24 protein-coding genes and 1 pseudogene are annotated in these 24,622 nt (G+C 71.8%); 23 read left to right on the top strand and 2 right to left on the bottom strand.

The features are described from left to right. Positions 1-61 precede the first annotated feature (61 nt). The 4 genes from OG737_RS34785 to OG737_RS34770 all read left to right on the top strand — a co-directional run bounded on the left by OG737_RS34785 (position 62) and on the right by OG737_RS34770 (position 4,322). The gene (locus OG737_RS34785) at positions 62-1,312 is read left to right on the top strand and encodes a cytochrome P450 (RefSeq protein WP_328930707.1); all 1,251 of its coding nucleotides are present in this window, start codon (positions 62-64) and stop codon (positions 1,310-1,312) included. Positions 1,313-1,318: 6 nt separating this feature from the next. Then, positions 1,319-1,522 carry a ferredoxin gene (locus OG737_RS34780; RefSeq protein ID WP_328930706.1) on the top strand — a complete coding sequence of 68 codons (204 nt, stop codon included), beginning with the start codon at positions 1,319-1,321 and terminating at the stop codon, positions 1,520-1,522. 126 nt (positions 1,523-1,648) lie between these two features. Further along, the gene (locus tag OG737_RS34775) at positions 1,649-2,611 is read left to right on the top strand and encodes a GNAT family N-acetyltransferase (RefSeq protein WP_328930705.1); all 963 of its coding nucleotides are present in this window, start codon (positions 1,649-1,651) and stop codon (positions 2,609-2,611) included. A gap of 97 nt (positions 2,612-2,708) precedes the next feature. Next, on the top strand, positions 2,709-4,322 hold the full coding sequence (locus OG737_RS34770; RefSeq protein ID WP_331723518.1) for an FAD-dependent oxidoreductase: 1,614 nt from the start codon (positions 2,709-2,711) through the stop codon (positions 4,320-4,322). 18 nt (positions 4,323-4,340) lie between these two features. Here OG737_RS34770 and OG737_RS34765 read toward each other — a convergent pair whose 3' ends face one another. Then, positions 4,341-4,862, bottom strand: coding sequence for a MarR family winged helix-turn-helix transcriptional regulator (locus OG737_RS34765; RefSeq protein WP_331723517.1), 522 nt, complete (start codon positions 4,860-4,862; stop codon positions 4,341-4,343). 127 nt (positions 4,863-4,989) lie between these two features. Here OG737_RS34765 and OG737_RS34760 point away from each other — a divergent pair, with 127 nt between their 5' ends. The 5 genes from OG737_RS34760 (at position 4,990) to OG737_RS34740 (ending at position 12,351) form a co-directional block, all read left to right on the top strand. Then, positions 4,990-6,525 carry an FAD-dependent monooxygenase gene (locus OG737_RS34760; protein WP_331723516.1) on the top strand — a complete coding sequence of 512 codons (1,536 nt, stop codon included), beginning with the start codon at positions 4,990-4,992 and terminating at the stop codon, positions 6,523-6,525. 138 nt (positions 6,526-6,663) lie between these two features. Next, positions 6,664-7,641: a zinc-binding dehydrogenase gene (locus tag OG737_RS34755; RefSeq protein WP_328930701.1), complete on the top strand. Its 978-nt coding sequence runs from the start codon at positions 6,664-6,666 to the stop codon at positions 7,639-7,641. Positions 7,642-7,840: 199 nt separating this feature from the next. After that, entirely contained in the window at positions 7,841-9,448 is a 1,608-nt protein-coding gene (locus OG737_RS34750) for an MDR family MFS transporter (RefSeq protein ID WP_328930700.1), read from the top strand. A 219-nt stretch (positions 9,449-9,667) separates the two neighbouring features. Further along, positions 9,668-10,699: a methyltransferase gene (locus OG737_RS34745; protein WP_328930699.1), complete on the top strand. Its 1,032-nt coding sequence runs from the start codon at positions 9,668-9,670 to the stop codon at positions 10,697-10,699. A gap of 47 nt (positions 10,700-10,746) precedes the next feature. Next, entirely contained in the window at positions 10,747-12,351 is a 1,605-nt protein-coding gene (locus OG737_RS34740; RefSeq protein ID WP_328930698.1) for an FAD-dependent oxidoreductase, read from the top strand. Positions 12,352-12,434: 83 nt separating this feature from the next. On the opposite strand, the gene OG737_RS34735 is transcribed toward OG737_RS34740, so the two are convergent. Next, positions 12,435-14,024 carry an FAD-dependent monooxygenase gene (locus tag OG737_RS34735; RefSeq protein WP_328930697.1) on the bottom strand — a complete coding sequence of 530 codons (1,590 nt, stop codon included), beginning with the start codon at positions 14,022-14,024 and terminating at the stop codon, positions 12,435-12,437. Between the two features lie 229 nt (positions 14,025-14,253). Between OG737_RS34735 and OG737_RS34730 the strand changes: the two genes are divergently transcribed. The 14 genes and pseudogenes from OG737_RS34730 (at position 14,254) to OG737_RS34665 (ending at position 24,573) form a co-directional block, all read left to right on the top strand. After that, positions 14,254-14,706 (top strand): DUF1772 domain-containing protein, encoded by a 453-nt coding sequence (locus OG737_RS34730; protein ID WP_328930696.1) that lies wholly within the window; start codon positions 14,254-14,256, stop codon positions 14,704-14,706. After that, positions 14,703-15,254 (top strand): hypothetical protein, encoded by a 552-nt coding sequence (locus OG737_RS34725; protein ID WP_328930695.1) that lies wholly within the window; start codon positions 14,703-14,705, stop codon positions 15,252-15,254. Before OG737_RS34730 ends, OG737_RS34725 begins: the two co-directional genes overlap by 4 nt. After that, on the top strand, positions 15,251-17,128 hold the full coding sequence (gene asnB / locus OG737_RS34720) for an asparagine synthase (glutamine-hydrolyzing) (RefSeq protein ID WP_328930694.1): 1,878 nt from the start codon (positions 15,251-15,253) through the stop codon (positions 17,126-17,128). Before OG737_RS34725 ends, asnB begins: the two co-directional genes overlap by 4 nt. A gap of 91 nt (positions 17,129-17,219) precedes the next feature. Beyond that, a complete protein-coding gene (locus OG737_RS34715; RefSeq protein WP_328930693.1) occupies positions 17,220-17,591 on the top strand; it encodes a TcmI family type II polyketide cyclase in 372 nt (123 codons plus the stop codon). Next, entirely contained in the window at positions 17,588-18,019 is a 432-nt protein-coding gene (locus tag OG737_RS34710) for a cupin domain-containing protein (protein ID WP_328930692.1), read from the top strand. The genes OG737_RS34715 and OG737_RS34710 overlap by 4 nt, the downstream gene beginning before the upstream one ends. After that, on the top strand, positions 18,016-19,296 hold the full coding sequence (locus tag OG737_RS34705) for a beta-ketoacyl-[acyl-carrier-protein] synthase family protein (protein ID WP_328930691.1): 1,281 nt from the start codon (positions 18,016-18,018) through the stop codon (positions 19,294-19,296). Before OG737_RS34710 ends, OG737_RS34705 begins: the two co-directional genes overlap by 4 nt. Next, complete coding sequence (locus OG737_RS34700; RefSeq protein ID WP_331723513.1) at positions 19,293-20,555, top strand: ketosynthase chain-length factor; 1,263 nt, start codon at positions 19,293-19,295, stop codon at positions 20,553-20,555. Before OG737_RS34705 ends, OG737_RS34700 begins: the two co-directional genes overlap by 4 nt. A gap of 26 nt (positions 20,556-20,581) precedes the next feature. Next, positions 20,582-20,845 (top strand): acyl carrier protein, encoded by a 264-nt coding sequence (locus tag OG737_RS34695; RefSeq protein ID WP_331723512.1) that lies wholly within the window; start codon positions 20,582-20,584, stop codon positions 20,843-20,845. Continuing rightward, a pseudogene (locus OG737_RS34690) lies at positions 20,845-21,294 on the top strand (SRPBCC family protein); the annotation flags it as partial. The gene OG737_RS34695 and the pseudogene OG737_RS34690, both read left to right, overlap by 1 nt. 36 nt (positions 21,295-21,330) lie before the next feature. Continuing rightward, a complete protein-coding gene (locus tag OG737_RS34685) occupies positions 21,331-22,053 on the top strand; it encodes an SDR family oxidoreductase (protein ID WP_331723548.1) in 723 nt (240 codons plus the stop codon). Positions 22,054-22,084: 31 nt separating this feature from the next. Then, entirely contained in the window at positions 22,085-22,834 is a 750-nt protein-coding gene (locus OG737_RS34680; protein ID WP_328930688.1) for an SDR family NAD(P)-dependent oxidoreductase, read from the top strand. A gap of 2 nt (positions 22,835-22,836) precedes the next feature. After that, complete coding sequence (locus OG737_RS34675; protein WP_328930687.1) at positions 22,837-23,160, top strand: antibiotic biosynthesis monooxygenase family protein; 324 nt, start codon at positions 22,837-22,839, stop codon at positions 23,158-23,160. Continuing rightward, positions 23,157-23,465 (top strand): antibiotic biosynthesis monooxygenase, encoded by a 309-nt coding sequence (locus tag OG737_RS34670; RefSeq protein ID WP_328930686.1) that lies wholly within the window; start codon positions 23,157-23,159, stop codon positions 23,463-23,465. The genes OG737_RS34675 and OG737_RS34670 overlap by 4 nt, the downstream gene beginning before the upstream one ends. Positions 23,466-23,724: 259 nt before the next feature. Then, positions 23,725-24,573, top strand: a complete 849-nt coding sequence (locus tag OG737_RS34665) for an SDR family oxidoreductase (RefSeq protein WP_331723510.1) — start codon at positions 23,725-23,727, stop codon at positions 24,571-24,573. Positions 24,574-24,622 lie beyond the last annotated feature (49 nt).

Below are 24,622 nucleotides of genomic sequence, written 5' to 3'. Positions count from 1 at the left end.
CCGCCCCCTCCCAGCCGGACCCCACGCACGGCCGCCGCCGGCCACACACCCAGGAGAACCCATGACCGACACACTCGACGCGCCGAAGACGCTGGCGGACGGGGCCGAGGACGCTCCTGCGTACCCGATCCAGCGCAAGTGCCCCTACCAGATGCCGCCCGGGTACGAGGGGCTGCGCGAGAAGGGCCCGATCTCCCGGGTCACCCTCTGGAACGGCCGGGTGGCCTGGCTGGTGACGGGCAACGAGCTCGGCCGCAAGCTGTTCCCGGACGCCCGGCTCTCCTCCGACGTCCTCGACCCGAACTTCCCGCTGCTCGCGCCGCGCATCGAGGCCCAGCGCCAGCAGGCCGCCGCGCCCCCGCTGGTCGGCGTCGACGACCCGGTGCACGCCCGCCAGCGCCGCATGGTGCTGCCGAGCTTCGGCGTCCGCCAGGTCAACGCGCTGCGCCCGGTGATCCAGCAGTACGCCGACGACCTCCTCGACAAGATGCTGGCGGGCGGCCCGGGCCGGACCGTGGACCTGCTCACCGAGTACGCCCTGCCGATGCCGTCCGCCGTCATCTGCCAGCTGCTCGGCGTCCCGTACGAGGACCACCACTACTTCGACGAGCGCTCCCGGCACGTGCTGTCCTCCTCCGGGCCCGAGCAGGCCGCGCAGGCGCAGCAGGCGTTCACCGAGATCCTCGCCTACCTGGACGACCTGATCAGCCGCAAGCAGGCGGAGCCCGGCGACACCCTGCTCGACGAGCTGATCGCCCGCCAGCTGGAGGACGGCAAGGTCGACCGCAACGAGCTGGCGATGATCGCCACCGTCCTGCTGGTCTCGGGACACGAGACCACCTCCAACATGATCGCCCTGTCCACGATGGCGCTGCTGGCACACCCGGAGCAGATGGAGGCGCTGCGCGCCGACGAGTCCCTGATGCCGAGGGCCGTGGACGAGCTGATGCGCTACGCCTCCATCGGCGACATGCTGATGCGCGTCGCCAAGGAGGACATCGAGGTCGAGGGGCACGTGATCAAGGCCGGCGACGGGGTGATCCTGTCGACGATGCTGATGAACCGCGACGCGCAGTCCTTCGAGAAGGCCGACGACCTGGACATCTTCCGGCCCTCCGGCCGCCACGTCGCCTTCGGTTACGGCATCCACCAGTGCATCGGCCAGAACCTGGCCCGCGCCGAGATGGAGATCGCCCTCGCCACCCTGCTGCGCCGGGTGCCGAGCCTGCGCCTCGCGGTCCCGGCCGACCAGGTGCCGGTCAACGCCCCGTTCGTCCTGCAGGGAGTCTCCGAACTCCCCGTCACCTGGTAGGCCGCCGTGCGCATCTCGATCGACACCGACCGGTGCATCGGCTCCGCCCAGTGCGCCGTCTCCGTTCCCTTCGTGTTCGAGCAGGACGACGACGGGTTCTCCACCGTCATCGCCGGCCGTGAGGACGGCGCCGGGCATCCGATGGTGCGCGAGGCCGTACGGGCCTGCCCGGTGCAGGCCATCACGCTCGCGGAGACGCAGGAGGCGTGAACGCGTGCCGGCCGGGCCCTGACGGGCCCGGCCGGCCTTCCGCAGCTCGGGGCCCGGACGGTGCGGCGTCCGGGCCCCGAGCCGTTCTCGAACGGATCTCAAGCGCCGTCGTGGACGATGGTGGCCATGGACATCCGCAGCCTCGACGGTGACGACCCGGCGACGATCACCCTGCTCGTTCCGGGCTTCCAGGAGACGATGAGTCTCGAACTGCCCGCCGACCCCCCGGTGTCACAGGCCCTGCTCGCCAGGCTGCTGCAACGCCGGCACGGAGCCGACCGGATCGTCCTGGCCGCCTTCGACGGCGACACGCCCGTCGGCGTCACCAAGCTCGGCCTCGACCTCGGCGACCCGGCCGGACCCGGCCACGGCTCGCTGTGGGTCTTCCCGTCCTTCCGCCGTCGCGGCGCGGGCACCGCCCTGGTCGACGCCGCCCGCGCCGAACTGCGCGCCCGCGGCCGCGGCCACCTGATGGTCGACGCCCCGCACACCCCCGCCGCCGAGGCCTTCGCCTCCGGCTGCGGCGCCGAACTGCGCGGCACCAACCTGCGCAACCGCCTCTTCCTGAAGGGCCCGGCCGCCGCCGGACTCGACGAGCTCGCCGCCCGGGCGGTACCCGGCCACCACCTCGTGAACTGGACCGACCGCTGCCCGGACGGGCTCGTCGGTTCCTACGCCCGCGCCTGGGGCACCCTGGACGCGCCCGTCAACGGGCAGGCGCAGGTGCGCACCCCCACCGCCGACGACGTCCGCGCGCGCGAGGCCGAGGCGGAGCGGGCAGGACACCGCCAGCACGTGACCGCCGCCGTCGACGACGCGACCGGCGAAGTCGTCGGGTACGCCACCGTCTTCGTCCGCGACAGCCCGATGGCCGACGCGGGGGAGACCCTGGTCCTCGCCGACCGGCGCCGCCGGGGCCTGGGTTCCTGGCTCAAGGCGGACCTGCTGGCCCGTACCGCCCGCGAGAACGGGCAGGTGGCCCTCGTGCAGGCCTGGAACGACGTCGACAACGGCGCCGTCGTCGCCCTCAACCGCCGCCTCGGGTTCACGGCGGACAGCTCCTGGTCGACGTACTCCGTCAAGGCCTGAGACGCCGACTCCCTGCTGCTGCGAGCGGAGTTCGAGTTCAGGTCCACCGGCCGCTGCCACGATCCGCACAGACCGGTATCCGCGAGAGGGGTTCTTTGTGAGTAAGAGCGGCACGCATGTACTGATCGTCGGTGGCAGCCTCGTCGGCCTCTCCACCGCGGTGTTCCTCGCCCATCACAACGTGCCCTGCACCCTGGTCGAGCGGCACCCCAGCACCTCCATCCACCCGCGCGCGGTCGGCTACTACCCGCGTACGGCCGAGATCCTTGGCACGGTGGGCGTCGAGGCGGCCGCCAAGGCCGCCGCGTCCGGCTTCGAGAAGCACAAGACCCGCGCGGGCGTGGTCTCCCTGGCCGGCGAGGTCCTCTTCAGCAAGGAGGAGCTGGAGGGCGGCGACGAGCTCGCGGACCTGACCCCCTCCAAGCTGCTGCTGCTGCCCCAGGACCGGCTGGAGCCGATCCTGCGCGCCCGGGCCGAGAAGCTCGGCGCCGACCTGCGGTTCAGCACGGAACTGGTCTCCTTCACGCAGGACGGGAGCGGCGTCACCGCCGTCGTCAAGGACGCCGAGGGCACCGAGACCACCCTGACCGCCGACTACCTGGTGGCCGCCGACGGGCCGCGCAGCACCGTACGGGAGTCGCTGGGCCTGGTGCGCGAAGGGCGCGGCGTGCTCTCCCGGCACGTGAGCATCGCGTTCGGCGCCGACTTCGGCGCGGTCCTCGGGGACCGCCGCTACAGCGTCGTCCACGTCAAGAACGACACGGTCATGGGCATCCTGGTGCACGACGACACCCTCACCGAGGGCACCCTGATCGTGGGCTACGACCCCGAGAAGGGCGAGGGCCTCGACGACTTCACCGACGCCCGCTGCGCCGAGCTGGTCTCCGCCGCGATCGGTTCGGACGAGGTCGAGGTCACGGTCCGCTCCCGCTTCCCGTGGGACATGGCCGAACTCGTCACCGGGAACTTCGTCCAGGGCCGGGTCCTGATCGCGGGCGACGCCGCCCACCAGATCCCGCCCACCGGCGGCTACGGGGCCAACACCGGCATCGCCGACGCCTTCAACCTGGCCTGGAAGCTGGCCCTGGTGACCAAGGGCGCCGCGGGCACCGGCCTGCTCGACACCTACCAGGAGGAGCGCCACCCGGTCGGCTCCTACACCGCGCGCCAGGGCTCGCTCCAGCTCGCCCTGCGCTCGGGCACCGCGACCGAGGAGGAGAAGGCAGCCACCGACGACGCGATGACCGTCACGATGGGCCAGGCCTACCCCTCCGGCGCGTTCATCACCGAGGCGGGCGTGGAGCGGCCGCCGCTGACCTCCGACCCGCGCACCCTGCAGGGCGAGCCCGGCACCCGCGCTCCGTACGTGGTGCTGGAGCGCGACGGCGCCCCGCTGTCCACGCTGGAGCTGTTCGGCACCGGCTTCGTCCTGCTGGCCGGGGCGGACGGCGGCTCGTGGGCCGAGGCGGCAGGTAGCGCCGCCACGGCGCTCGGCGTCGACCTGGCCTTCCACCGCATCGCGCCGGCCGCCGACGGCGGGGCGCTCGCGGACCCGGAGGGCCGGTGGGCCGCCGCCTACGGCGTGGCCGCCGCGGGCGCCGTCCTGGTGCGACCGGACGGAATCGTCGCGTGGCGCACCCCGGCCGCCGTCCCCGCCGGTGAGCAGGGCGCGGCGCTGACGGCGGCGCTGCGCCGGATCCTGGCGCGCTGAGCGATGGGGGACCGGCGGTTATCCGTCGGCCTGGGCGCCGCGCATCTCGGCGACCGAGTCGACGTACTTGATCAGCAGGCGGGCGAACTGCAGGCGCTCGTCGTCGGGCCACTCCCGGGTGATGAACTCGAAAGCGGCCCGCTGGTGGCGGCGGAACGCCGCCAGCATCGCCAGTCCCTCGTCCGACATCTGCAGGATCGTCCGGCGCCCGTCCTGCTGGGACGCGGCGCGGATCAGGTAGCCGGCGGAGATGCAGTCGGTGACCATGCGGCTGGCCACGGAGGGGTCCACCGCGAGGCGCTCGGCCACGACTCCGACGGTGATCTCCTGGCCGTCGTGCTCGGGCCCCTCTTCCACGATGTTGAGCACCAGCGTCCGGGTCATGTCCTTGCGGGACACCGGGTTTTCCACGTTCAGCGCCGATGCGCGGCGCAGCCGCGAAAAGGCCGGGCCGACCGCGTCCAGCGGGTCGGCGGCGGCCAGCGCGCCGTGCGCGGAGGGGAGCTGCGCGGTCTTCTGCCTGGTGGTCGAAGTCTCCATGGCGAACATCCTAGGCGTGGTAATCGAGGACAGCGAGCATGTGTATGCTCACAAGCGTTTGCATGACAGCAAGCATATAATTTTTCCTCGTCATAGAAACCCCCAACCCCCCTCTGGAAGGACTGCAATGCCGGACACCAAGGACTTCGACTTCGACGTCCTCATCGTCGGCGGAGGTCCGGTGGGCATGCTGCTCGCCTCCGAACTCCGCATCGCCCGCGCCAAGCCCGTCGTGCTGGAGCGCCTCGCCGAGCGGACCCCCCACTCCAAGGCCTTCGGACTGCACGCCCGCTCGCTGGAGTCGCTCGACCGCCGCGGCCTCGCCGACCGCTTCCGCGACGGCGCCCACTCGTGGAGCAACGGCCACTTCGCCGGCCTCGACGTCTGGGTCGACTTCTCCCTGCTCGACAGCGCCCACAACTACGCGCTGCTCTCCGAGCAGACCCGCACCGAGCGGCTGCTGGAGGAGCGCGCCGAGGAGTTCGGCGTCGAGATCCGCCGCGGCCACGAGGTGACCGCCGTCCGTCAGGACGAGGACGGCGCCGAGGTCGACGTCACCGGCCCCGAAGGCTCGTACACCCTGCGCGGCCGCTACGTCGTCGGCACCGACGGCGGCCGCAGCCTGGTCCGCAAGTCCGCGGGCATCGGCTTCCCCGGCACCGGCGGCCGCGTCACCGCGCGCCTGGCCGACGTCGTCCTCGCCGACCGCGAGAAGGCGCCGATGGGCATGGAGCGCACCGAGCGCGGCCTGCTCTTCTGCGTCCCGCTCGACGACACCTACCACCGCGTCGCCACCTTCGACTTCGAGACGACGAAGGAAGCGGGCTCCGAGCTGACGCTGGAGGAGTTCACCGCCAGCCTGCGCGAGATCTGGGGCGACGACCTCGGCGCGAGCGAGCCGCGCTGGCTGTCCTGGTTCACCGACTCCGCCTGCCAGGCCGAGACCTACCGCTCCGGTCGCGTCCTGCTCGCCGGCGACGCCGCGCACACCCACTTCCCCGTCGGCGGCCAGGGCGTCAACCTCGGCCTGCAGGACGCCCTCAACCTCGGCTGGAAGCTCGCCGCCACCATCAACGGCTGGGGCTCCGAGGGTCTGCTCGACACGTACGACAAGGAGCGCCAGGAGCCGGCCCGCGCCGTACTGGCCAACACCCGCGCCCAGATCGCGCTGATGAACCCCGACCCGTACGTCACCCAGCTGCGCGAGCTCTTCCAGACCCTGATGACCAAGGATCAGGTCAACCGCCACATCGCCGAGATGCTCAGCGGTGTCCGGGTCCGCTACGACATCGAGGGCCCCGAGCACCGGCTGCTCGGCGACTTCGCCCGCGACCTGACGCTGAAGACCGAGGAGGGCACCCGGACCCTTCCGAAGTACCTGCGCCGGGGCAATTTCGCGCTGCTCGACCTCGCCGGCCGCCCGGAGATCTCCGAGGTCTACAACGAGTGGGCCGCGCCGCTGAAGTGGGCCGGCCGCGTCGGCCACATCGTCGCCGAGTGCGCCGAAGAGCCGGAGCTCGCCGGTGTGCTGGTCCGTCCCGACGGATACGTCGCCTGGGCCGCGGACAAGAGCGCTTCGGCCGAGGAGGTCGCCGAGGGCCTGCGTACGGCCCTGGAGACCTGGGCCGGGGTCACCGACCCCACCCGCGCCGTCTTTAAGTAATCGGTAAAGAAACGCCCCGCGAGGCCATCACGTGTGGACTCGCAATCAAATGCATGACAACATGCACATGTATCCGGCCCCCCGGACGGAGCCGCGGCCCAGCGCGACGGCTCGACGGAAATACCGTTTGGAGAAATCATGCGAATCATCCGCCACTACGAGCACGGCGCTCCGTCTGTCCTGCGCCTCGAAGAGGTGGAGAAGCCGCAGCCCGGTCCGGGTCAGGTTCTGATCCGCGCCGAGGCCATCGGCGTCACCTTCGCCGAGGTCCAGCGCCGCCAGGGCATCCCGATCGGCGGCCACGCCGGTCTGCCCGGCGCCCCCGGCGGCGACGTCGCCGGCACGATCGAGGCCGTCGGCGAAGGCGTTACCGACCTCGCCGTCGGCGACCGCGTCGTCGGCGACATCGACCACAGCGCCTACGCGGAGTACGTCGTCGCGGACACCGGCTGGCTCATCAAGATCCCGCAGGACCTCGACGCCGCCGCCGCGACCCTCCTGCCGAGCCCGGCCCAGACCGCGTACCACGCGATCAAGGAGGCCGGCCGCCTCCAGCCCGGCCAGACCATCGTGATCGACGCGGCCTCCGGCGGCGTCGGCCACCTCGCCGTGCAGATCGCCAAGGCGATGGGCGCCGGCAAGGTCATCGCGACCGCCAGCACCCAGGCCAAGTGCGACTTCGCCCGCGAGCTCGGTGCCGACGTCACCGTCAACTACAGCGACGAGGACTGGGTCGACCAGGTCCTCGCCGCCACCGACGGCCGCGGCGCCGACGTGGTCCTGGAAACCGTCGGCGGCGACGTCCTGCTGAAGTCCCTGGGCATCACCGCCCAGTTCGGCACCCTCGTCTTCTACGGCTCGGCCTCCGGCGACATCCCGGACCTGCCCACCCTGGCCCTGTCCCGCATGAAGAACGTCGCGGGCTTCAGCCTCTACGCGATGCTCTACAACAAGCCCGAGGCGATCGCCGAAGGCCAGCGCCACCTCTTCGAGCTCATCAGCTCCGGCCAGGTCAAGCCGGTCGTCCACGAGCGCCTGCCGCTCGACGAGGCCGCCAAGGCCCACGAGCTCATGGAAGCCCGTGCCCAGCTCGGCAAGGTCGTCCTCGTTCCCTGAGGCTGCGCCGAGAACCGGCCGGCCCGTCCACCCCCGGGACGGGCCGGCCGCACCCCCCCCAACAGCATCCGCATCACCACACACAACCATCGTGACCTTCCCCAGCCCCTTTCGGGCGGAACAGCCAGGTGACGCCGGCCGTAGCTCAGCAGCCGGTGCGACGGGGATCGCGCACACCGATTCGAAAGGCGGCACCACCTTGTCCGCTCCCACCGCTCAGGCATCCGGCGGGCTGCACCCCTCCGGGACCAAAGTCACCCCGGTCATGGTCGCCTGCATGCTCTCCGCGTTCGTGGCCATCCTCGACATGCAGATCGTCGCCACCGCCCTTCCCCGCATCGCGGGCGACCTCGGCGGCATCGACCTCTTCGCGTGGGTGACCACCGCGTACGTCATCGCCAGCAGCGTGACCACGCCCATCTACGGCAAGCTCGGAGACCTCTTCGGCCGCAAGGTCGTCTACCTCTCCGCGATGGCCCTGTTCCTCCTCGGCTCCGCCCTGTCCGGCCTGGCCGGCTCGATGGAGCTGCTCATCGTCTTCCGTATCGTGCAGGGACTGGGCGCCGGAGGCCTCTTCGTCTCCGTCCTCGCCATCATCGGCGAGCTGTTCACCCCGCGCGAAGGCGCCAAGTACTACGGCATGTTCGGCATGGTCTTCGCCGGTGCCTCCCTCGCCGGCCCCGCCGTCGGCGGCCTGCTCACCGACGCCCTCAGCTGGCACTGGGTCTTCCTGGTCAACCTGCCCGTCGGCGCCGTGATCGTCGCCCTGCTCGCCAAGTACCTGCACCTGCCGCGCAAGGTCCGCGAGTCCAAGCTCGACTACGCCGGCATCGTCACCCTCTCCGGCGCCATCGTCGCCGTGACGCTCCTGACCTCGTGGGGCGGCGTCGAGTACTCCTGGACCTCCCCGCAGATCATCGGCCTCGGCCTCGCCACGCTGCTGCTCCTCGGCCTGTTCGTGAAGGCCGAGTCCGCCGCCGCCGAGCCGATCGTCCCGCTGCGGCTGTTCAAGGACTCCACCTTCACCATCTCGCTGCTCGGCACCATGATCTGCGGCATCGTCTTCGTCGGCACGGTCAACTTCCTCGCCCTGTACGTCCAGGTCGCCACCGGTGCCAGCCCCACCACCTCCGGCTTCGTCCTGCTGCCGATGATGCTGGGCCTCGTGCTCACCTCCGTGGTCTCCAGCAAGATCATCGGCAAGACCGGCAAGTACAAGATCTTCCCGATCCTGAGCATGGCGCTCGGCATCGTCGGCGCCGTCCTGCTGTCCACCATGGACGCCGACACCCCGCGCGCCCTGGCCATCGCCTACATGCTGGTCTTCGGCCTCGCCTCGGGCCTCTCCGCCCAGGTCTTCACGCAGGCCGCCCAGAACACCGCGCCTCCGCAGGACATGGGCGCCGTCTCCGGCACCGTGACCTTCGGACGCTCCTTCGGCACCTCGATCGGCATCTCGCTCTTCGCCGCGATCTTCTACGGCCGCCTCACCGACGAGATCGCCGACCGCGTCCCGGCCGGCGCCCTGAACGGCGTCGACCACAACTCGCTCTCCTCGGACACGGTCCTGAACTCGCTCGACGCCACGGTGCGCACCGCCATCGAGCAGGCCTACGCCGCCGCCCTCACCCCGGTGTTCATCGCCGCGGTGCCGGTCCTGGTGGTCGGCCTCGTCCTCACCCTGCTGATGAAGAACAGCACGCTCCGCTCCCGCCACCACGGTGGCGGCGGCGACGGAGCGCCCGCCGACTCCGCCGCCAAGGAGACTGCCCCGGTCACGGCCGACAGCTCCCCCGAAACGGCCTGATCACACCATCCCCCGCGTGTGACATGGCCGAAGTGCCGCCCGCCCCCGCGACCCGCGGTGGGAGGGCGGCACTTCGCCATGTCCGCTGCCCCGTACGCCCGCACCCCTCGCGCTGCCCCGCCCCGCGGCTTCAGGCCGCTTCGAGTGGGACTCCACGCGAACCGGCCATTGTCGGGAGAAGGACCGAAGCGGTCCCCCACGGTTTGCTAGGAGGCTCGCGTGACAACGACCGATGACCGTACGACGGCCGCGGCGGTCGACCCCGGTCCGCTGATCAAGCTGACCATCGCGGACTGCGCGGCCAAGGTGCTGCACAGCGCCGTGACGCTCGGCGTGTTCGGCGCCCTCGCCGAGGGACCGGCCGGCGCGGACCACATCGCCGCCGCGTCCGGCCTGCACCCGCGCATGGCCGCCGACTTCCTGGACGCGCTGGCCGGTCTCGGCCTGCTGGAGCGTACCGGCGACCAGTACAGCAACGGGCCGCTGGCCCAGGCGTACCTGGTGCCCGGCACCTCCACCTACCTCGGCGGCTTCGTCGAGCTGACCAACGAGACCCTGTACGGCACCTGGGGCCGGCTCACCGAGGCGCTGACCACCGGCGCCCCGCAGCACCTCGACCCCGACAAGGGCGGCTTCGTCGGGAACACGCACAACGACCCCGAGAAGATGAAGCGCTTCTTCGCCGGTCTCGACGCGTACAGCGACCGGATGGGCATCGAGCTCGCCGGCAGCATCGACTGGAGCCGGCACTCCTCCTTCATCGACCTCGGCGGCGCGCGCGGCAACCTCGCCTCCGTCCTGGTCAAGGAGCACCCGCACCTGAAGGCCGGCGTGTTCGACCTGGAGCGCACCCGCCCGCTGTTCACCGAGCACACCACCCGCCTCGGCCTCGGCGACCGGGTCGAGTTCACCGGCGGCGACTTCTTCGCGGACGACATCCCGAAGGCCGACGTCATCGTGCTCGGCCACATCCTGCACGGCTTCGACACCGACCGCAGGCAGGAACTGCTGCGCCGCGTCTTCGCCTCCGTCAACCCCGGCGGCCAGGTCCTCATCTACGACCGGATGATCGACGACGAGCGCCGCAACGCCGAGCGCCTGCTCTCCAGCCTCCACATGCGCCTCGTCAGCCAGGACGGCTCGGAGTACCGCATCGACGACGTCCGCACCTGGCTCACCGAGGCCGGATTCACCGCCGTCGCCGCCGAGCCGCTGCTCGGCACGCACACGCTGGTGACCGCGACCCGATGACCGCCCACACGGAGCCGTCCGCCGCCCCGACCACCCAAGGAATCACCATGAGCCAGGAGAAGGTGCCCGTACTCATCGTCGGCGGCGGCCTCGCGGGCCTGTCCGCCGCCGTGTTCCTCGCCCACCACGGGGTGAAGGCCACGCTGGTGGAGCGCCACCCCGGCACCTCCACGCACCCCAAGGCCCGTGCCATCAACCCGCGCACCATGGAGCTGTACCGCGCGGTGGGCATGGAGGACCGGGTCAAGGCCGGACGTTCGCCGATCTCCGGCAACACCGACCTGATCCACGTCGAGACCCTCGCGGGCAACGAGCGGGTCCGGATGCCCAACGCCTCCATCGAGGACATCAGCCGCATCAGCCCCGCCCAGTGGACGCTGATCGACCAGAACCAGCTCGAGCCCATCCTGCGCAAGCGGGCCGAGGAGGTCGGCGTCGACCTGCGCTTCCACACCCGCCTCGACGCCGTCACCGAGGAGGCCGACGGGGTGAGCGCCACGCTCACCGACGCCGGCACCGGCGAGAGCTACACGCTGCGCGCCGAGTACCTCGTCGCCGCCGACGGCAGCCGCAGCCCCGTCCGCGAACTGCTGGACATCGGATCCCACGGCCGCGGCACCCTCACCAACCTGGTCAGCTTCTTCTTCGACGCCGACCTGGAAGAGGCCCTGCGCGGCCGGAAGATCATCGCCGCCTACGTCAACAACCCCGAGGTGCGCGGCACGATCATCCCGATCGACAACGACCGCAAGTGGGTCATCAACGTCTCCTTCTTCCCCGACAAGGGGCAGAGCGCCGACGACTTCACCCCCGAGCGCTGCGTCGAACTGGTCCGGGCCGCCGTCGGCGTCCCCGACCTGGAACTGACCATCGAGTCGGTCAACATGCCCGCCTGGGACATCTCGGCGCGCGTCGCCGACACGTTCACCGCGGGCCGCTTCCTCATAGCCGGTGACGCCGCGCACGTCATGCCGCCCACCGGCGCCTTCGGCGCCAGCACCGGCATCCAGGACGCGTACAACCTGGCCTGGAAGCTGGCCCTGGTGCTGGCGGGCAAGGCCGGTCAGGGGCTGCTGGCCTCGTACGACTCCGAGCGACGCGCGGTCGCCGAGGAGACCGTGCGCCAGGCCATGCTGCGCTTCGCGGTCCGCGAGGGCAAGCAGTTCCAGGACGTCGCCAAGGACCTGGTCGACGAGACCACGATGACCTTCGGCTACGCCTACCCGGCGGGCGCGTTCGCTGGCGAGGACCCGGATCTGTGGACCGTCACCGAGGACCCGGACAAGCCCAGCGGCCGCCCCGGCTCGCGCGCCCCGCACGTGCTCGTCACCGGTGAGCACGGCCCGTTCTCGACCGTCGACCTCTTCCCGGTCGGCTTCACCCTGCTGACCGCCGGCCCCACCGCCCCGTGGGCCGCCGCCACCGCGGCCGGACGCGAGCTCGGCCTGGTGCTGACGGTCCGCGGCATCGGCGAGGGCGGCGACTACGCCGACACCGAGGACACCTTCAAGGAGCGGTACGGGGTCTCCGAGGGCGGCGCCGTCCTCGTCCGCCCCGACGGCTTCGTCGCCTGGCGCTCCCAGGCCGGCCCCGAAGGAGACGTAGCGCAGACCGTGACCGGCCTGCTGCGCCAGATCCTGTCGCTGGACTGACCCCGGGCTCTGCCCGCAACGACTCGGCGCGCCTCCCGGATCCGGGAGGCGCGCCGAGTCGTCTTCCGCTGTGAGCGCTGCTGTCAGACCGTGCGCGACAGCACCCGGTGGACGACCGCCGACAGTTCGACCGCCGGGTCCGCGGGCTCCTCGGCCGCCCGCCAGGCCACGAACCCGTCCGGGCGGACCAGCGCGGCGCCGGTGGCCGTGATCCCGTACTTCTTCAGGAACTCCTCGACGACCTCGGCCGGCTCCTCGCCGCCCACCCGGTGGAAGGCGACGTCGATGCCGGTGAGCCGGGAGACCTGGCCCGCCGCCCGCTCCCACAGCCCGCTGTCGGGCCCGGCCAGCAGCCGCCAGCCGCCCGTCAGCGTGTCGTGCAGCGGCGCGTCGCCGCCGCCGGAGCGCAGCTCGAAGTGCGGGGCCCGGGTGCCGGGGCGGCCCGACGGCTGGGTCGGGTCCTCGACCGGGGCGCCGTCGTCGTCGCCCGGCTCGGACAGCACCGCGCCCGAGCGGTAGACGTGGCCGAACAGCACCGTGGTCTCCGGGCGGTGGCGGGCCGCGGCCTCCTCGTCCAGGCCGCTGCGCTGCAGGTAGCGGATGACGCCCTGCTCGGTGGTGAACTCGGCGACCGGGACCCGCTCCTCCTCGTAGCTGTCCAGCAGCTCAGGGCCGGCCTGCCCGCGCAGCACCAGAGCCAGCTTCCACGCCAGGTTGTGCGCGTCCTGCACGCCCATGTTGCCGCCGAAACCGCCGGTGGGCGGCATGATGTGGGCCGCGTCGCCGGCCAGCAGCACCCGGCCGGAGCGGAACCGGTCGGCGATCCGCGCCGCGATCTCCCAGCTGGTGCTCGACTCCACCGCCACGTCCAGGTCAGGCACGCCGACCGCGGCGCGCACCATCGCGATGCAGTCCTCCTCGGAGTACTCGGCGTGGGTCTCCTCCGGCGGCAGGCTCGGCGCCAGCACCCAGCGGTCCGCGTTGTCGAGCCGGCCGAGCACGCCCTTGACCTTGTCGTTGCTGACGAAGCAGAGGAAGAACTCGCGGCCCGCGACGTACTCGTCGAGCGCGGCGTGGAAGATGACGTTCATCTGGCGGCCGAAGACGCCCTGGCCGTGCGTGCCGATGCCCAGGCCCTCGCGGATCTCGCTGCGGACCCCGTCCGCCGCGACCAGGTACTTGGCGCGGACCTCGGTCTCGGTGCCGTGCCGCACGTCCCGCAGGACCGCGCTGACCCCGTCCTCGTCCTGCTCGTAGCTCACCAGCTCGGTGGCGAAGCGGATGTCCGCCCCCAGCTCCTCGGCCTTCGCGCGCAGCACCGGCTCGAAGCGGTCCTGGCCGATCAGGGTCCAGCCGGTCGTGCTGACCTCGTTCGGGTCGTGGCGGAAGGGACCGTCGAACCGGCCCAGTTCGGCGCCCGTCAGCGACTGCACCTGCAGGATGTCGCCGTACTGCGCGTGCGGGTTCTCCTGCGCGCGCACGGCTTGCTCCAGGCCCAGCGCGCGCATCAGCTCCATCGTGCGGGGGCTGGCCGCCTGGGCCCGGGGGTGCGCCGAGATGTGCGTGTGCCGCTCGACGAGGACCGGCCGTATGCCCTGCTGCGCGAGGAACAGCGCCTGGGCCAGCCCCACCATGCTGCCGCCCACGATCAGTACGTCGGTTTGCTCCGCCATCGGATGTGCTCCTTGTTCTCGATGCCGCTGCCGTCTCCATGCGGTTCCGGACACTCCCGGCCAGCCAACACGGCCCGGCTAGAGGACCGCTCGGACCTCGAACGCACCCGCCACCACCCGTGACGCCGGGCGCCGGCCGCGTCCAGACCGCTTCAAGCGGCGCGCGAGCCCCGGCTGAAAACCTTCGTACCGCTGTTGACGATCCATGCTGGACGGGAGGCCTCGGGCCGTGCTGGAAACCCTGAGTGTGCTGGTGCTGCTGGGCACCGGGCTGGTGGCGGGCGTGCTCTTCGCCGTGGCGGTCAGCGTCATGCCCGCCCTGATCGCGATGACCCCGGACCGTTACGTCGACACCCACAAACTGCTCGGCAAGCGGTACGACCGCTTCATGCCGTTCATCGTGACCGGCTCCGTCGTCGTCGACGTGGTCTTCGCCGTGCGTGCCGACGAGACCGGTCCGCGGGCCCTGTTCATCGCCGCGGCCCTGGCCATGACCGGCGTCGCCATCGTCTCGCAGACCCGCAACGTACCCATCAACAACCGGGTCAAGAAGACGCAGCCCGAGGACCTGGGTCCCGACTGGCAGGACCCGCGCACCCAGTGGCGCGACTGGCACCTGGTGCGCACCTGCTTCGCCATCGCCGGCTGCACCCTGACGGCCGCCGCGGTGGTGCTCTCATGACGGCCGCCCCCGGGCAGGCGCTCGAAGGCGCCCCCCGCGTCGCCCGGGCCCTGCCCGGCGCCGAGGACCGCGCCGCCGCCAACGCCCGCATGATCGCGATCCTCTCCCGGCCCGACCCGGGCCCGGTCGCCGAACACCTCGCCCTGCTGCATTTCACCGGCCGGCGCAGCGGCGGCGCGCACACGGTGCCCGCGGGCGTGCACCGCCTCGCCGACGGCCTCGTCATCGCCACCGGCAGCGCCTGGCGCCACAACTTCGCCGGCGGCGCCGACGGCGAGCTCACCTGGCGCGGCCGCCGCGAGCCGGTCCGCTTCGAGCTCGTCACCGACCCCGAGCGCACGGCCCGCGGCTACCTGGAGCTGTACGAGCGCTACGGCGCCGAGGCCGCCCACCGCCGCCTCGGCATCCTCGTCGCCGAGGACGGCCCCGCGCCCACCCTGGACGACTTCCGGGCCGCCGTCGCCGGCATTCCGCTCGCCCTGGTCGCCGTGACGGCCACCACCAGCGACACCACCGAACTCGCCATGAATGAGAGGACCTCCCGATGAGCGCAATCGCTGGCTGGGTCGACTTCGAGCGGGACCTGTCCCCGGAGGCCGCCGTCGTCGAGACCATGGCGGCCACCCTCGCCCACCGCGGCCCCGACGGCCAGGGCATCTGGGCCGAGGGCCATGCCGCGCTCGCCCACCGGCGCCTGGCCCTCCTCGACGTGACGGAGACCGGCGGGCAGCCGGCCGTCTTCGCCACCGAAGGCGGCACCACCGTCGCCGTCCTCACCCTCGACGGGACCGTCACCAACCACCCCGAGCTGCGTGCCGAACTGGCCTCCAAGGGCCACCGGTTCACCGGCGGCGGCGACGGCGAGACCGCCCTGCACGCCTACCTGGAGTGGGGCACCGACTTCCTCACCCACCTCGAGGGCCTCTTCGCGATCGCCCTGTGGGACGTGCGCAGCCAGGAGCTCCTGCTGGCCCGCGACCGCCTCGGCGTGAAGCCGCTCAGCTACTACCCGACCCCCACCGGCGTGCTGTTCGGCTCCGAGCCCAAGGCGATCCTCGCCCACCCGTACGTGGCCCCGATCGTCGACGCCGACGGCCTGCGCGAGCTGTTCGCGCACAGCCGCAAGCCCGGCACCTCCGTCTACCGCGGCATGCGCGAGGTCGTCCCCGGCCACGTGCTCGTCGTGCGCCGCCCCGGCAGCCAGGAGCAGCGCTACTGGTCGCTGCCCGCCCGGCAGCACACCGACAGCCTCGAAGACACCATCACCACCGTCCGCGGGCTGCTCGCCGACGCCGTCGCCTCGCACCTGCGCGCCGACGTCCCCGTCGGCGCCATGCTCTCCGGCGGCATCGACTCCAGCGCCCTGACCGCGCTCGCCCACAAGACGCTCACCGGCGCCGGCGGCGGCCCGCTGCAGAGCTTCTCGGTGAACTTCACCGGCTACACCGAGAACTTCGAGCCGCACCCCACGATGCGCTCCACGCCCGACGCCCCCTACGCGGCGCTCGCCTCGCAGCACATCGGCTCGCAGCACCGCGAGATCCTCCTCGACACGGCCGCCCTCACCGACCCCGAGGTGCACGCCGCGGCCCTGCGCGGCCAGGACGCCCCGTCCCCGCTCGGCGACATGGACGTCTCGCTCATCCAGTTCTTCGCCCGGCTGCGCGAGGCGGGCTTCGCCGCCGTGCTCTCCGGCGAGACCGCCGACGAGGTCTTCAACGGCTACTTCTGGGCCTACGACCCCCAGCACAGCAACTCGCAGACCTTCCCGTGGGTCAACTTCGAACGCAGCCACGACGCCGCGGCGGGCGGCCTGGGCACCTCCATGATCGACCGGCAGCTGCGCAAGGAGCTCGACTTCCTCGGCTACGCCGACCAGCACTACCGCGACGCCCTCACCGAGGTCCCGCACGTCGAGGGCGACTCCCCCGAGGAGCGCCGGGCGCGCGAGGTCACCTACCTCGCCCTGACCCGCTGGGCGCCCACCCACCTCGACCGCGCCGACCGCATGAGCATGGCGCACGGCGTGCAGCTGCGGCCGCCGTTCTGCGACCGGGCGCTCGTCGAGTACGTCTACAACGTGCCGGCCGCCCTCAAGCGGGTGGACGGCGTGGAGAAGAGCCTGCTGCGCTCCGCGGTGGCCGACCTGCTCCCCGACGCGGTGCTGCACCGCAAGAAGAGCGCCTACCCGACCACCCAGGAAGCGGCCTACGGGGACTTCGTGCGCCGCCGGTTCGTCGAACTGGCCACCGACCGCAGCGCCGCCGTCGCGGGCCTGCTCGACACCTCGGCGTCCGCCGACGCCCTGACCGCCGACGGCTCCCCGCAGGGCGCCTTCGCCTGGGTGGAGCGGGCCAGCATGGAAATGGTGCTGCAGCTCGAGACCTGGCTGACCGAGTACCGGATCGACCTGCGGCTCTGACCGTGCGGGCCGCCGGTCCAGATCGTTTCAAGACAGCTTCGAGACGCACCCGCGAGGGTGAGTCAACGACCGAGGAAGCCAGGAGGGCAACGTGCACCGCACACTGATCGTGGCGAGGATGGGACTCGCCGACGCCGAAGGCGTCGCCAAGGTCTTCGCGGATTCGGACAACACCGACCTGCCGCACATGGTGGGCGTCTCCAGGCGGACCCTGTTCGCCTTCCACGACCTGTACTTCCACCTCGTCGAGGCGGAGCAGGACATCGGCCCGAACCTCTACAAGGCGCGCAGCCACCCGCTGTACAACGACATCAACACCCGGCTGCAGGAGTTCATCTCCCCGTACGACCCGAACTGGCGCGAGCCGCGCGACGCGATGGCCGTCCCGTTCTACTCCTGGACCCCGGAGAGCGGCGTCGCCATCACCCCGCCGTCCGCCCCGAACCTGGGCGGCGCCCGATGACCACCTCCGCCACCCCCACCAAGGTCAACCTGGAAGAGGTCGTCTCCAACCGCAAGCGCGGCGGCGACATCCGGATCACCCTCAGCCCGCGCACGGTCGGCTGCACCTCCGGCTTCGGCGGCACGCTGCGCCTGGGAGGCGGCGAGTACGTCACCGAGCACCTGCACCCGTACTCCGAGGAGTTCCTGCACGTCGTCTCCGGCGAGCTGGAGATCACCCTCGACGGGGAGCCGGTGCGCATCGGCCCCGGCGACTCGCTGCTCGTCCCGATCGGTGTCCGCCACCGCCTGGTCAACAACGGCCAGGAGACGGCGCAGGTGGTCTTCCACCTGTCCCCGCTGGCGCCGCGTCCGGAGCTCGGCCACGTCGACACCGAGGCCCCGCTCGTAGAGGGCGGCGCCAACCCGGACGTCGGAGGGGCCCGATGAGCCGTCGAGCCGTCATCACCGGGGTCGGCGCCGTCGCCCCCGGCGGCATCGGCCGGGACGCCTACTGGGACCTCCTCTCCAACGGCCGCACGGCCACCCGGGAGATCAGCCTGTTCGACGCGTCGAAGTTCCGCTCCCGGGTCGCCGCCGAGTGCGACTTCGACCCGGTGGCCGCGGGCCTGAGCGCCCAGGAGATCCGCCGGATGGACCGGGCCGCCCAGTTCGCGGTCGTCGCCGCCCGCGAGGCGATCGAGGACAGCGGCATCGACCTCGGAGCCGGCGACCCGGGCCGGATCGGCGTCAGCATCGGCAGCGCCGTCGGCTGCACCACCGGCCTGGAGGACGAGTACGTCGTCCTGTCGGACGGCGGCAAGAACTGGCTCGTCGACCACAGCTACGGCGTCCCGCACCTGTACGGCTACATGGTCCCCAGCACGCTGGCCGCCGAAGTGGCCTGGCAGGCCGGGGCCGAGGGCCCCGTCGCGCTGATCTCCACCGGCTGCACCTCGGGCCTCGACGCGGTCGCCCACGGCGTGCAGCTCATCGAGGAGGGCACCGCCGACATCGTCATCGCCGGCGCCACCGACGCCCCGCTGTCGCCCATCACCCTCGCCTGCTTCGACGCCATCAAGGCGACGACGCCCAACACCGCCGAACCCGGCGCCGCCTCCCGGCCCTTCGACGGCCGCCGCGACGGCTTCGTGCTCGGCGAGGGCTCCGCCGTCCTGGTCATCGAGAGCGAGGAGTCGGCCCGGCTGCGCGGCGCCACCGTCTACGCCGAGGTGGCGGGCTTCGCCAGCCGCTCCAACGCCTTCCACATGACCGGGCTCAAGCCCGAGGGCCGCGAGATGGCCGAGGCCATCTCGGTGGCCCTGGACCGGGCGCAGCTCAACCCGGAGGACATCGACTACATCAACGCGCACGGCTCGGGCACCAAGCAGAACGACCGGCACGAGACCGCCGCGTTCAAGCGGAGCCTGGGACAGCGCGCGTACGAGATCCCGGTCAGCTCCATCAAGTCGATGATCGGGCACTCGCTGGGTGCGATCGGTTCGCTGGAGGTGGCCGCCTGTGCTCTGGCTCTGCGTCATCAAGTGGTGCCGCCGACCGCGAATCTCTCGGTCCCCGACCCCCAGTGCGACCTCGACTACGTCCCCGTGACCGCCCGCGAGCACCGCATGGACCACGTGCTCAGCGTCGGCAGCGGATTCGGCGGCTTCCAGAGCGCCCTGATTCTCGGCCGCCCCGGAAGCGGCCACGGAAGGGAGGCGGCATGAGCGCGCTCGGCATACCCGAGGGTCGGCGGCGCCCCGCGGTCGTCACCGGCCTGGGTGTGGTCGCCCCCACCGGCATCGGGGTCCGCCAGCACTGGGAGTCGGTGCTGGCTGGCAAGAGCGGCCTCGGCCGCATCACCCGCTTCGACCCGTCCTCGTACCCGGTCAAGGTGGCCGGGGAGGTGCCCGGATGGGAGACGCGCGAGCAGGTCCCCAAGGGCCTGATCGCCCGCACCGACCGGTTCACCCACTTCGCCCTGGCCGCGGCCGAGGCGGCGCTCGCCGACGCGGCCGTCGACCCGGAGCAGCTGCCCGAGTACGAGATGGCCGTGGTCACGGCGAGCTCGTCGGGCGGCACCGAGTTCGGCCAGCGCGAGATGGAGCAGCTGTACCAGCAGGGACCGGCCTGGGTCGGCGCCTACCAGTCGATCGCCTGGTTCTACGCGGCCACCACCGGCCAGGTCTCCATCCGGCACGGCATGCGCGGGCCCTGCGGGGTCATCTGCGCCGAACAGGCCGGCGGCCTGGACGCCCTGGGCCAGTCCCGGCGGCTGCTCGACACCGGCTCCCGGCTGGTGCTGTCCGGCGGTACGGACGCCTCGCTGTGCCCGTACGGCCTGACCGCCCAGCTGCCCACCGGCGCGCTGTCCACCGAGGACGACCCGGCCCGCGCCTACCTGCCCTTCGACGAGGCCGCCGCCGGCTACGCACCCGGCGAGGGCGGCGCCATCCTGGTCGTCGAGACCGAGGAGGGCGCCCGCGAGCGGGGCGCGAAGCACTACGGCCGGATCCTCGGCTACGCCGCCGGGTTCGACCCGCCGGCCGGGTCCGAGCGCCCGCCCGTGCTCGCCTCGGTGATCCGCCGGGCCCTGGTGGACGCCGGGGTCGGCGCGGACGACGTGGACGTCGTCTTCGCGGACGCCGTCGGCACCCCGGACCTCGACCGCGCCGAAGCCGCCGCGATCAACGAGGTGTTCGGCGCCGGCCGCGTCCCGGTGACCGCGCCCAAGACGCTCACCGGCCGCCTGTACGCGGGCGGCGCGGCCCTGGACGTGGCGACCGCCCTGCTCAGCCTGAGCGCCGGAGTGATCCCGCACACCGCCGGCCCCGGCCGCGCCGCCTCCGGGCTGGGCATCGACCTGGTCGTCGACCGTCCGCGGCACACCGCGCCCAGGACGGCGGTGGTCCTGGCCCGCGGCCACGGCGGCTTCGCCTCCGCGCTGGTCGTGGACGCCGGGGACCGCACCGACCACACCAACTGACCTCATACGCGAAAGGGCAGGAAGCCATGAGCGATTTCACCGTAGCTGACTTGAAGCGGATCCTGCAGGCGGGCGACGGCATCGACTGCGAGGTGGACCTGGAGTCCGAACTGGACCCCAACACCTCCTTCGCCGAACACGGCTTCGACTCCCTCGCCGTGCTGGAGCTGACCAACCGGATCGAGCGCGAGTACGGCATCTCCGTCGAGGACGGCGGCCTGGAGTACGAGAACACGCCGCGCGAGGTCGTGGACTACGTCAACGCACTGCTCGCGGAGGCCCGAGTCTGATGGCAGGCCACACCTGCAACTCCATCGTCATCGACGCTCCGATGGACCTGGTCTGGGAGCGCACCAACGACGTGCCGTCCTGGACCGAGCTGTTCAGCGAGTACTCCGTCGCCGAGATCCTGGAGCAGGACGGCCCGACCGTCACCTTCCGGCTCGCCCTGCACCCGGACGAGAACGGCAAGGTGTGGAGCTGGGTCTCCCAGCGCACCACCGACGAGGCCACCCGCACCGTCCGCGCCCACCGCGTGGAGACGGGCCCCTTCGAGTACATGAACATCCACTGGGAGTACACGCAGACGGACGAGGGCGTCCGGATGCAGTGGACCCAGGACTTCCACATGAAGGACGGGGCGCCCCTCGACGACGAGGGCATGACCGAACGCCTCAACCGCAACACCCCCGTCCAGATGAACCTCATCAAACGCAAGCTCGAGGCCGCGGCCCGTGCCCGGCTCACGCCGCTCGCGGACCTCGCGGGCAAGCGGATCCTGGTCACCGGCGGGTCCCGGGGCATCGGGCGCGGCATCGTGCTCGCCGCCGCCCGCGCCGGCGCCGACGTCGTGACCTGCTACCGCCAGGAGAACGACTACGTCACCTCGCTGGAGAAGGAGCTCGCCCCGCTTCCCGGCACGCACCACGTGCTGCGCGCCGACGTCAGCGTCGCCGCCGACGCGCGCCGGCTGGCCGAGCGGGCGAAGGAGCTGCTCGGCGGACTCGACGCGGTCGTCAACAACGCGGGCGACTTCGCGCCGACCCCGTACGCGGAGCTGACCGACGCCGCGTGGGCCACCGCGCTGCAGTCGAACCTGAACAGCACCCACCAGGTCACCCAGACCGTGCTGCCGCTGCTCGGCGCGGGCGCCTCGATCGTCAACTTCGGCTCCACGGTGGCCCGTATCGGCATGGCCGGCGGCGTCCACTACACGGCCGTCAAGCAGGCGCTCGTGGGCCTGACCCGCTCCCTGGCCCGGGAACTGGGTCCGCAGGGCATCCGCGTGAACACGGTCTCGCCCGGCCGGATCGCCACCGAGGCGCTCGACGAGCTGCCCCCGGAGGTCGCCGCCCAGCAGCGCGCGATGTTCTCGAAGTTCAACGCGCTGGGCCGCCTCGGCACCCCGCAGGAGATCGCCAACGTCGTGCTGTTCCTGATCAGCGACCAGGCCTCCTACATCACCGGACAGAACATTCACGTCGACGGCTGCGTGTAGCCACCGTCGCACCTCGGAAGGGACACACCACGTGGAACTCGGACTGCAGGGCAAGAAGCTCCTCGTCACCGGCGGGTCCCGGGGCATCGGGCGCGGCATCGTGCTCGCCGCCGCCCGCGCCGGTGCCGACGTCATCACCTGCTACGTGCAGGAGAGCGAGTACGTCGAGAGCCTGCGCCGGGAGCTGAAGGAGACCGGCGGCGACCACTACGTCGTCCGCGCCGACGTCGGCGACCTGGAGCAGGTCGACGCGCTCGTCGAGACGGCCAAGGAGAAGTACGGCAAGCTCGACGGCATCGTCAACAACGCCGGTGTCATCAGCCACATCCCGTTCGCCGAGCTCGCCCCGGCCGAGTGGTCGCGTGTCCTGGACACGAACCTGACCGCCACCTACCGGATCATCCAGCAGTCGCTGCCGCTGCTGGGCGAGGGCGCCTCGGTCGTCAACATCGGCTCGCGCGGCGCGGCCGCCGGCATCCCGCTGCGCGCCCACTACACCGCGGCCAAGGCCGCGATGATCGGCCTGACCCGCTCGCTCTCCAAGGAGCTGGGCGGCAAGGGCATACGGGTCAACGTGGTCGCCCCGGGCGTCATCGAGACCGAGGCGTTCGACGACATGCCGGCCGAGCGTGCCGCGGGCCTGCGCGCGACGTACTCGCAGAAGACCGCCCTGGCGCGCCTTGGCCGGGTCGACGAGCTGGCCGCGCCGGTGCTGTTCCTGCTCAGCGACCTGTCGGCGTACGTCACGGGCGAGACCCTCAACGTCGACGGAGGCATCTGACCATGTCCGACGCAACCTTCCGGGTCATGCTCCGCATGCAGATCAAGCCGGGCGTGGAGGCCGACTTCGAGCGCGTGTGGAAGGAGGTCGGCGGCTCGGTCACCAGCCACCCGGCCAACCGCGGCCAGTGGCTGTCCAAGAGCACGACCGAGAACGAGGACGGCATCTACTACATCGTCAGCGACTGGGTCGACGAGCCGCTCTTCCGCGAGTTCGAGACCAGCGACACCCACCTGGAGCACCGCACCAAGCTGCACCCGTACCGCAGCGGCGGCTCCATGACGACGATGGACATCGTGGCGAGCCTGTCGAGGGCGGCCGCGTGAGTGCCGCTCCCGCAGTGGAAGTGGTGCTCTACCACCTCTCCGACCGGGGCGAGGACGTCCTGGCGGCCTACCACGAGGCCAGCCGCCGCATGTCCGGCACCCCGGGCCTGCTCGGCAACCAGCTCATGAGCGAGCTGGGCCGCTCCGACAGCTACGTCGTGGTCAGTCACTGGGACAGCTGGGAGTCCTTCGAGAAGTGGGAGGGCGGCGCGGACCACAAGGACCAGACGGCCCCCCTGCGCGAGTTCCGCGACACCGAACGGGCCCGCCCGTTCGAGATCTACAAGGTTCTCGCGAGCTACTGAACCTCGTGGGGGACGCGCGGAGCGTCCCCCACGAGCAGCGGTCCGTTAGCATCGGGAACACGTTCGACCGAAACGACAGCAGGGAGCCCGCACAGGGAGCTGCACACCGAAGGACCGCGATCGCCACGTCCGTTCAGGACCGATCGACGGTTGAGAGGGCCGAAGTCAGGCCGGAGTCGGGCACAGGATCCGACCGCACCCATCCTCTCCGCTGCCCCCGCTCAGCAGCAGGCAGCGTCCTTCGTGACAAGGACATCCCATGATTCTGATTACCGGCGCCACCGGTAACGTCGGCTCCGAACTCGTCGTCCAGCTGGCCGCCGCGGGCATTGCGGTCCGGGCTATGACCCGTTCGCCCGAGAAGGCCGGCTTCCCCGCCGGCGTCGAGGTCGTCGTCGGCGACTTCGACAAGCCCGAGACCCTGCCCGCCGCCCTCGCCAGTGTTGAGAGCGTCTTCGTCGTCCCGCCGGGCTACGGCCCCGAGGGCCCGGTCCAGGAGACCGCCCTCGTCGCCGCCGCCCGCGAGGCCGGCGTCAAGCACCTCGTCAAGATGTCCACCAGCGGCGTGCACTTCGGGGCCACCGACCCGCTCAGCAACGGGCACCGCCTCGGTGAGCAGGTCATCCGGGAGTCCGGCCTCCCGTGGACCGTCCTGCGCCCCGGCACCTTCATGGTCTACCTCTACGGCTACGCCCGGACCATCGCCGCGGACAGGACGATGTACGTCACCGAAGGCGACCCGGTCTCCGCGATGATCCACCCCCGCGACATCGCCTCCGTCGCCGCCAGGGTCCTGACCACGCCCGGCCACGAAGGCCGGACGTACACCCTGACCGGCGCCGAGGCATACTCCCCGCAGCGCCAGGGCGAGATCATCGGCGAGGCCCTCGGCCGGCCGGTCGACGTCGTCGAGCGCACCACCGCCGAAGCCCGGGCGGAGTACGAACGCCTCGGCTGGGGCGGCCCGCGCCTCGAAGGCCTGCTCGAACTCAAGCGCCAGTCGGCTGCCTGGGACTTCGAGGTTTTCGACGACGTGCAGAAGATCACCGGCGCCGCACCGCTCACCCTGCGCGACTGGGTCGACGAGCACATCCGCATCTTCGACTGACCCGGCACGCCCTGCCCGGTACCGGACGGCCCCGCTGGATCGTTCCGGT

This window comes from Streptomyces sp. NBC_00122 (genome assembly GCF_045160845.1).
GTDB lineage: Bacteria > Actinomycetota > Actinomycetes > Streptomycetales > Streptomycetaceae > Streptomyces.
This window is presented reverse-complemented; position numbering and strand designations above follow the sequence as displayed.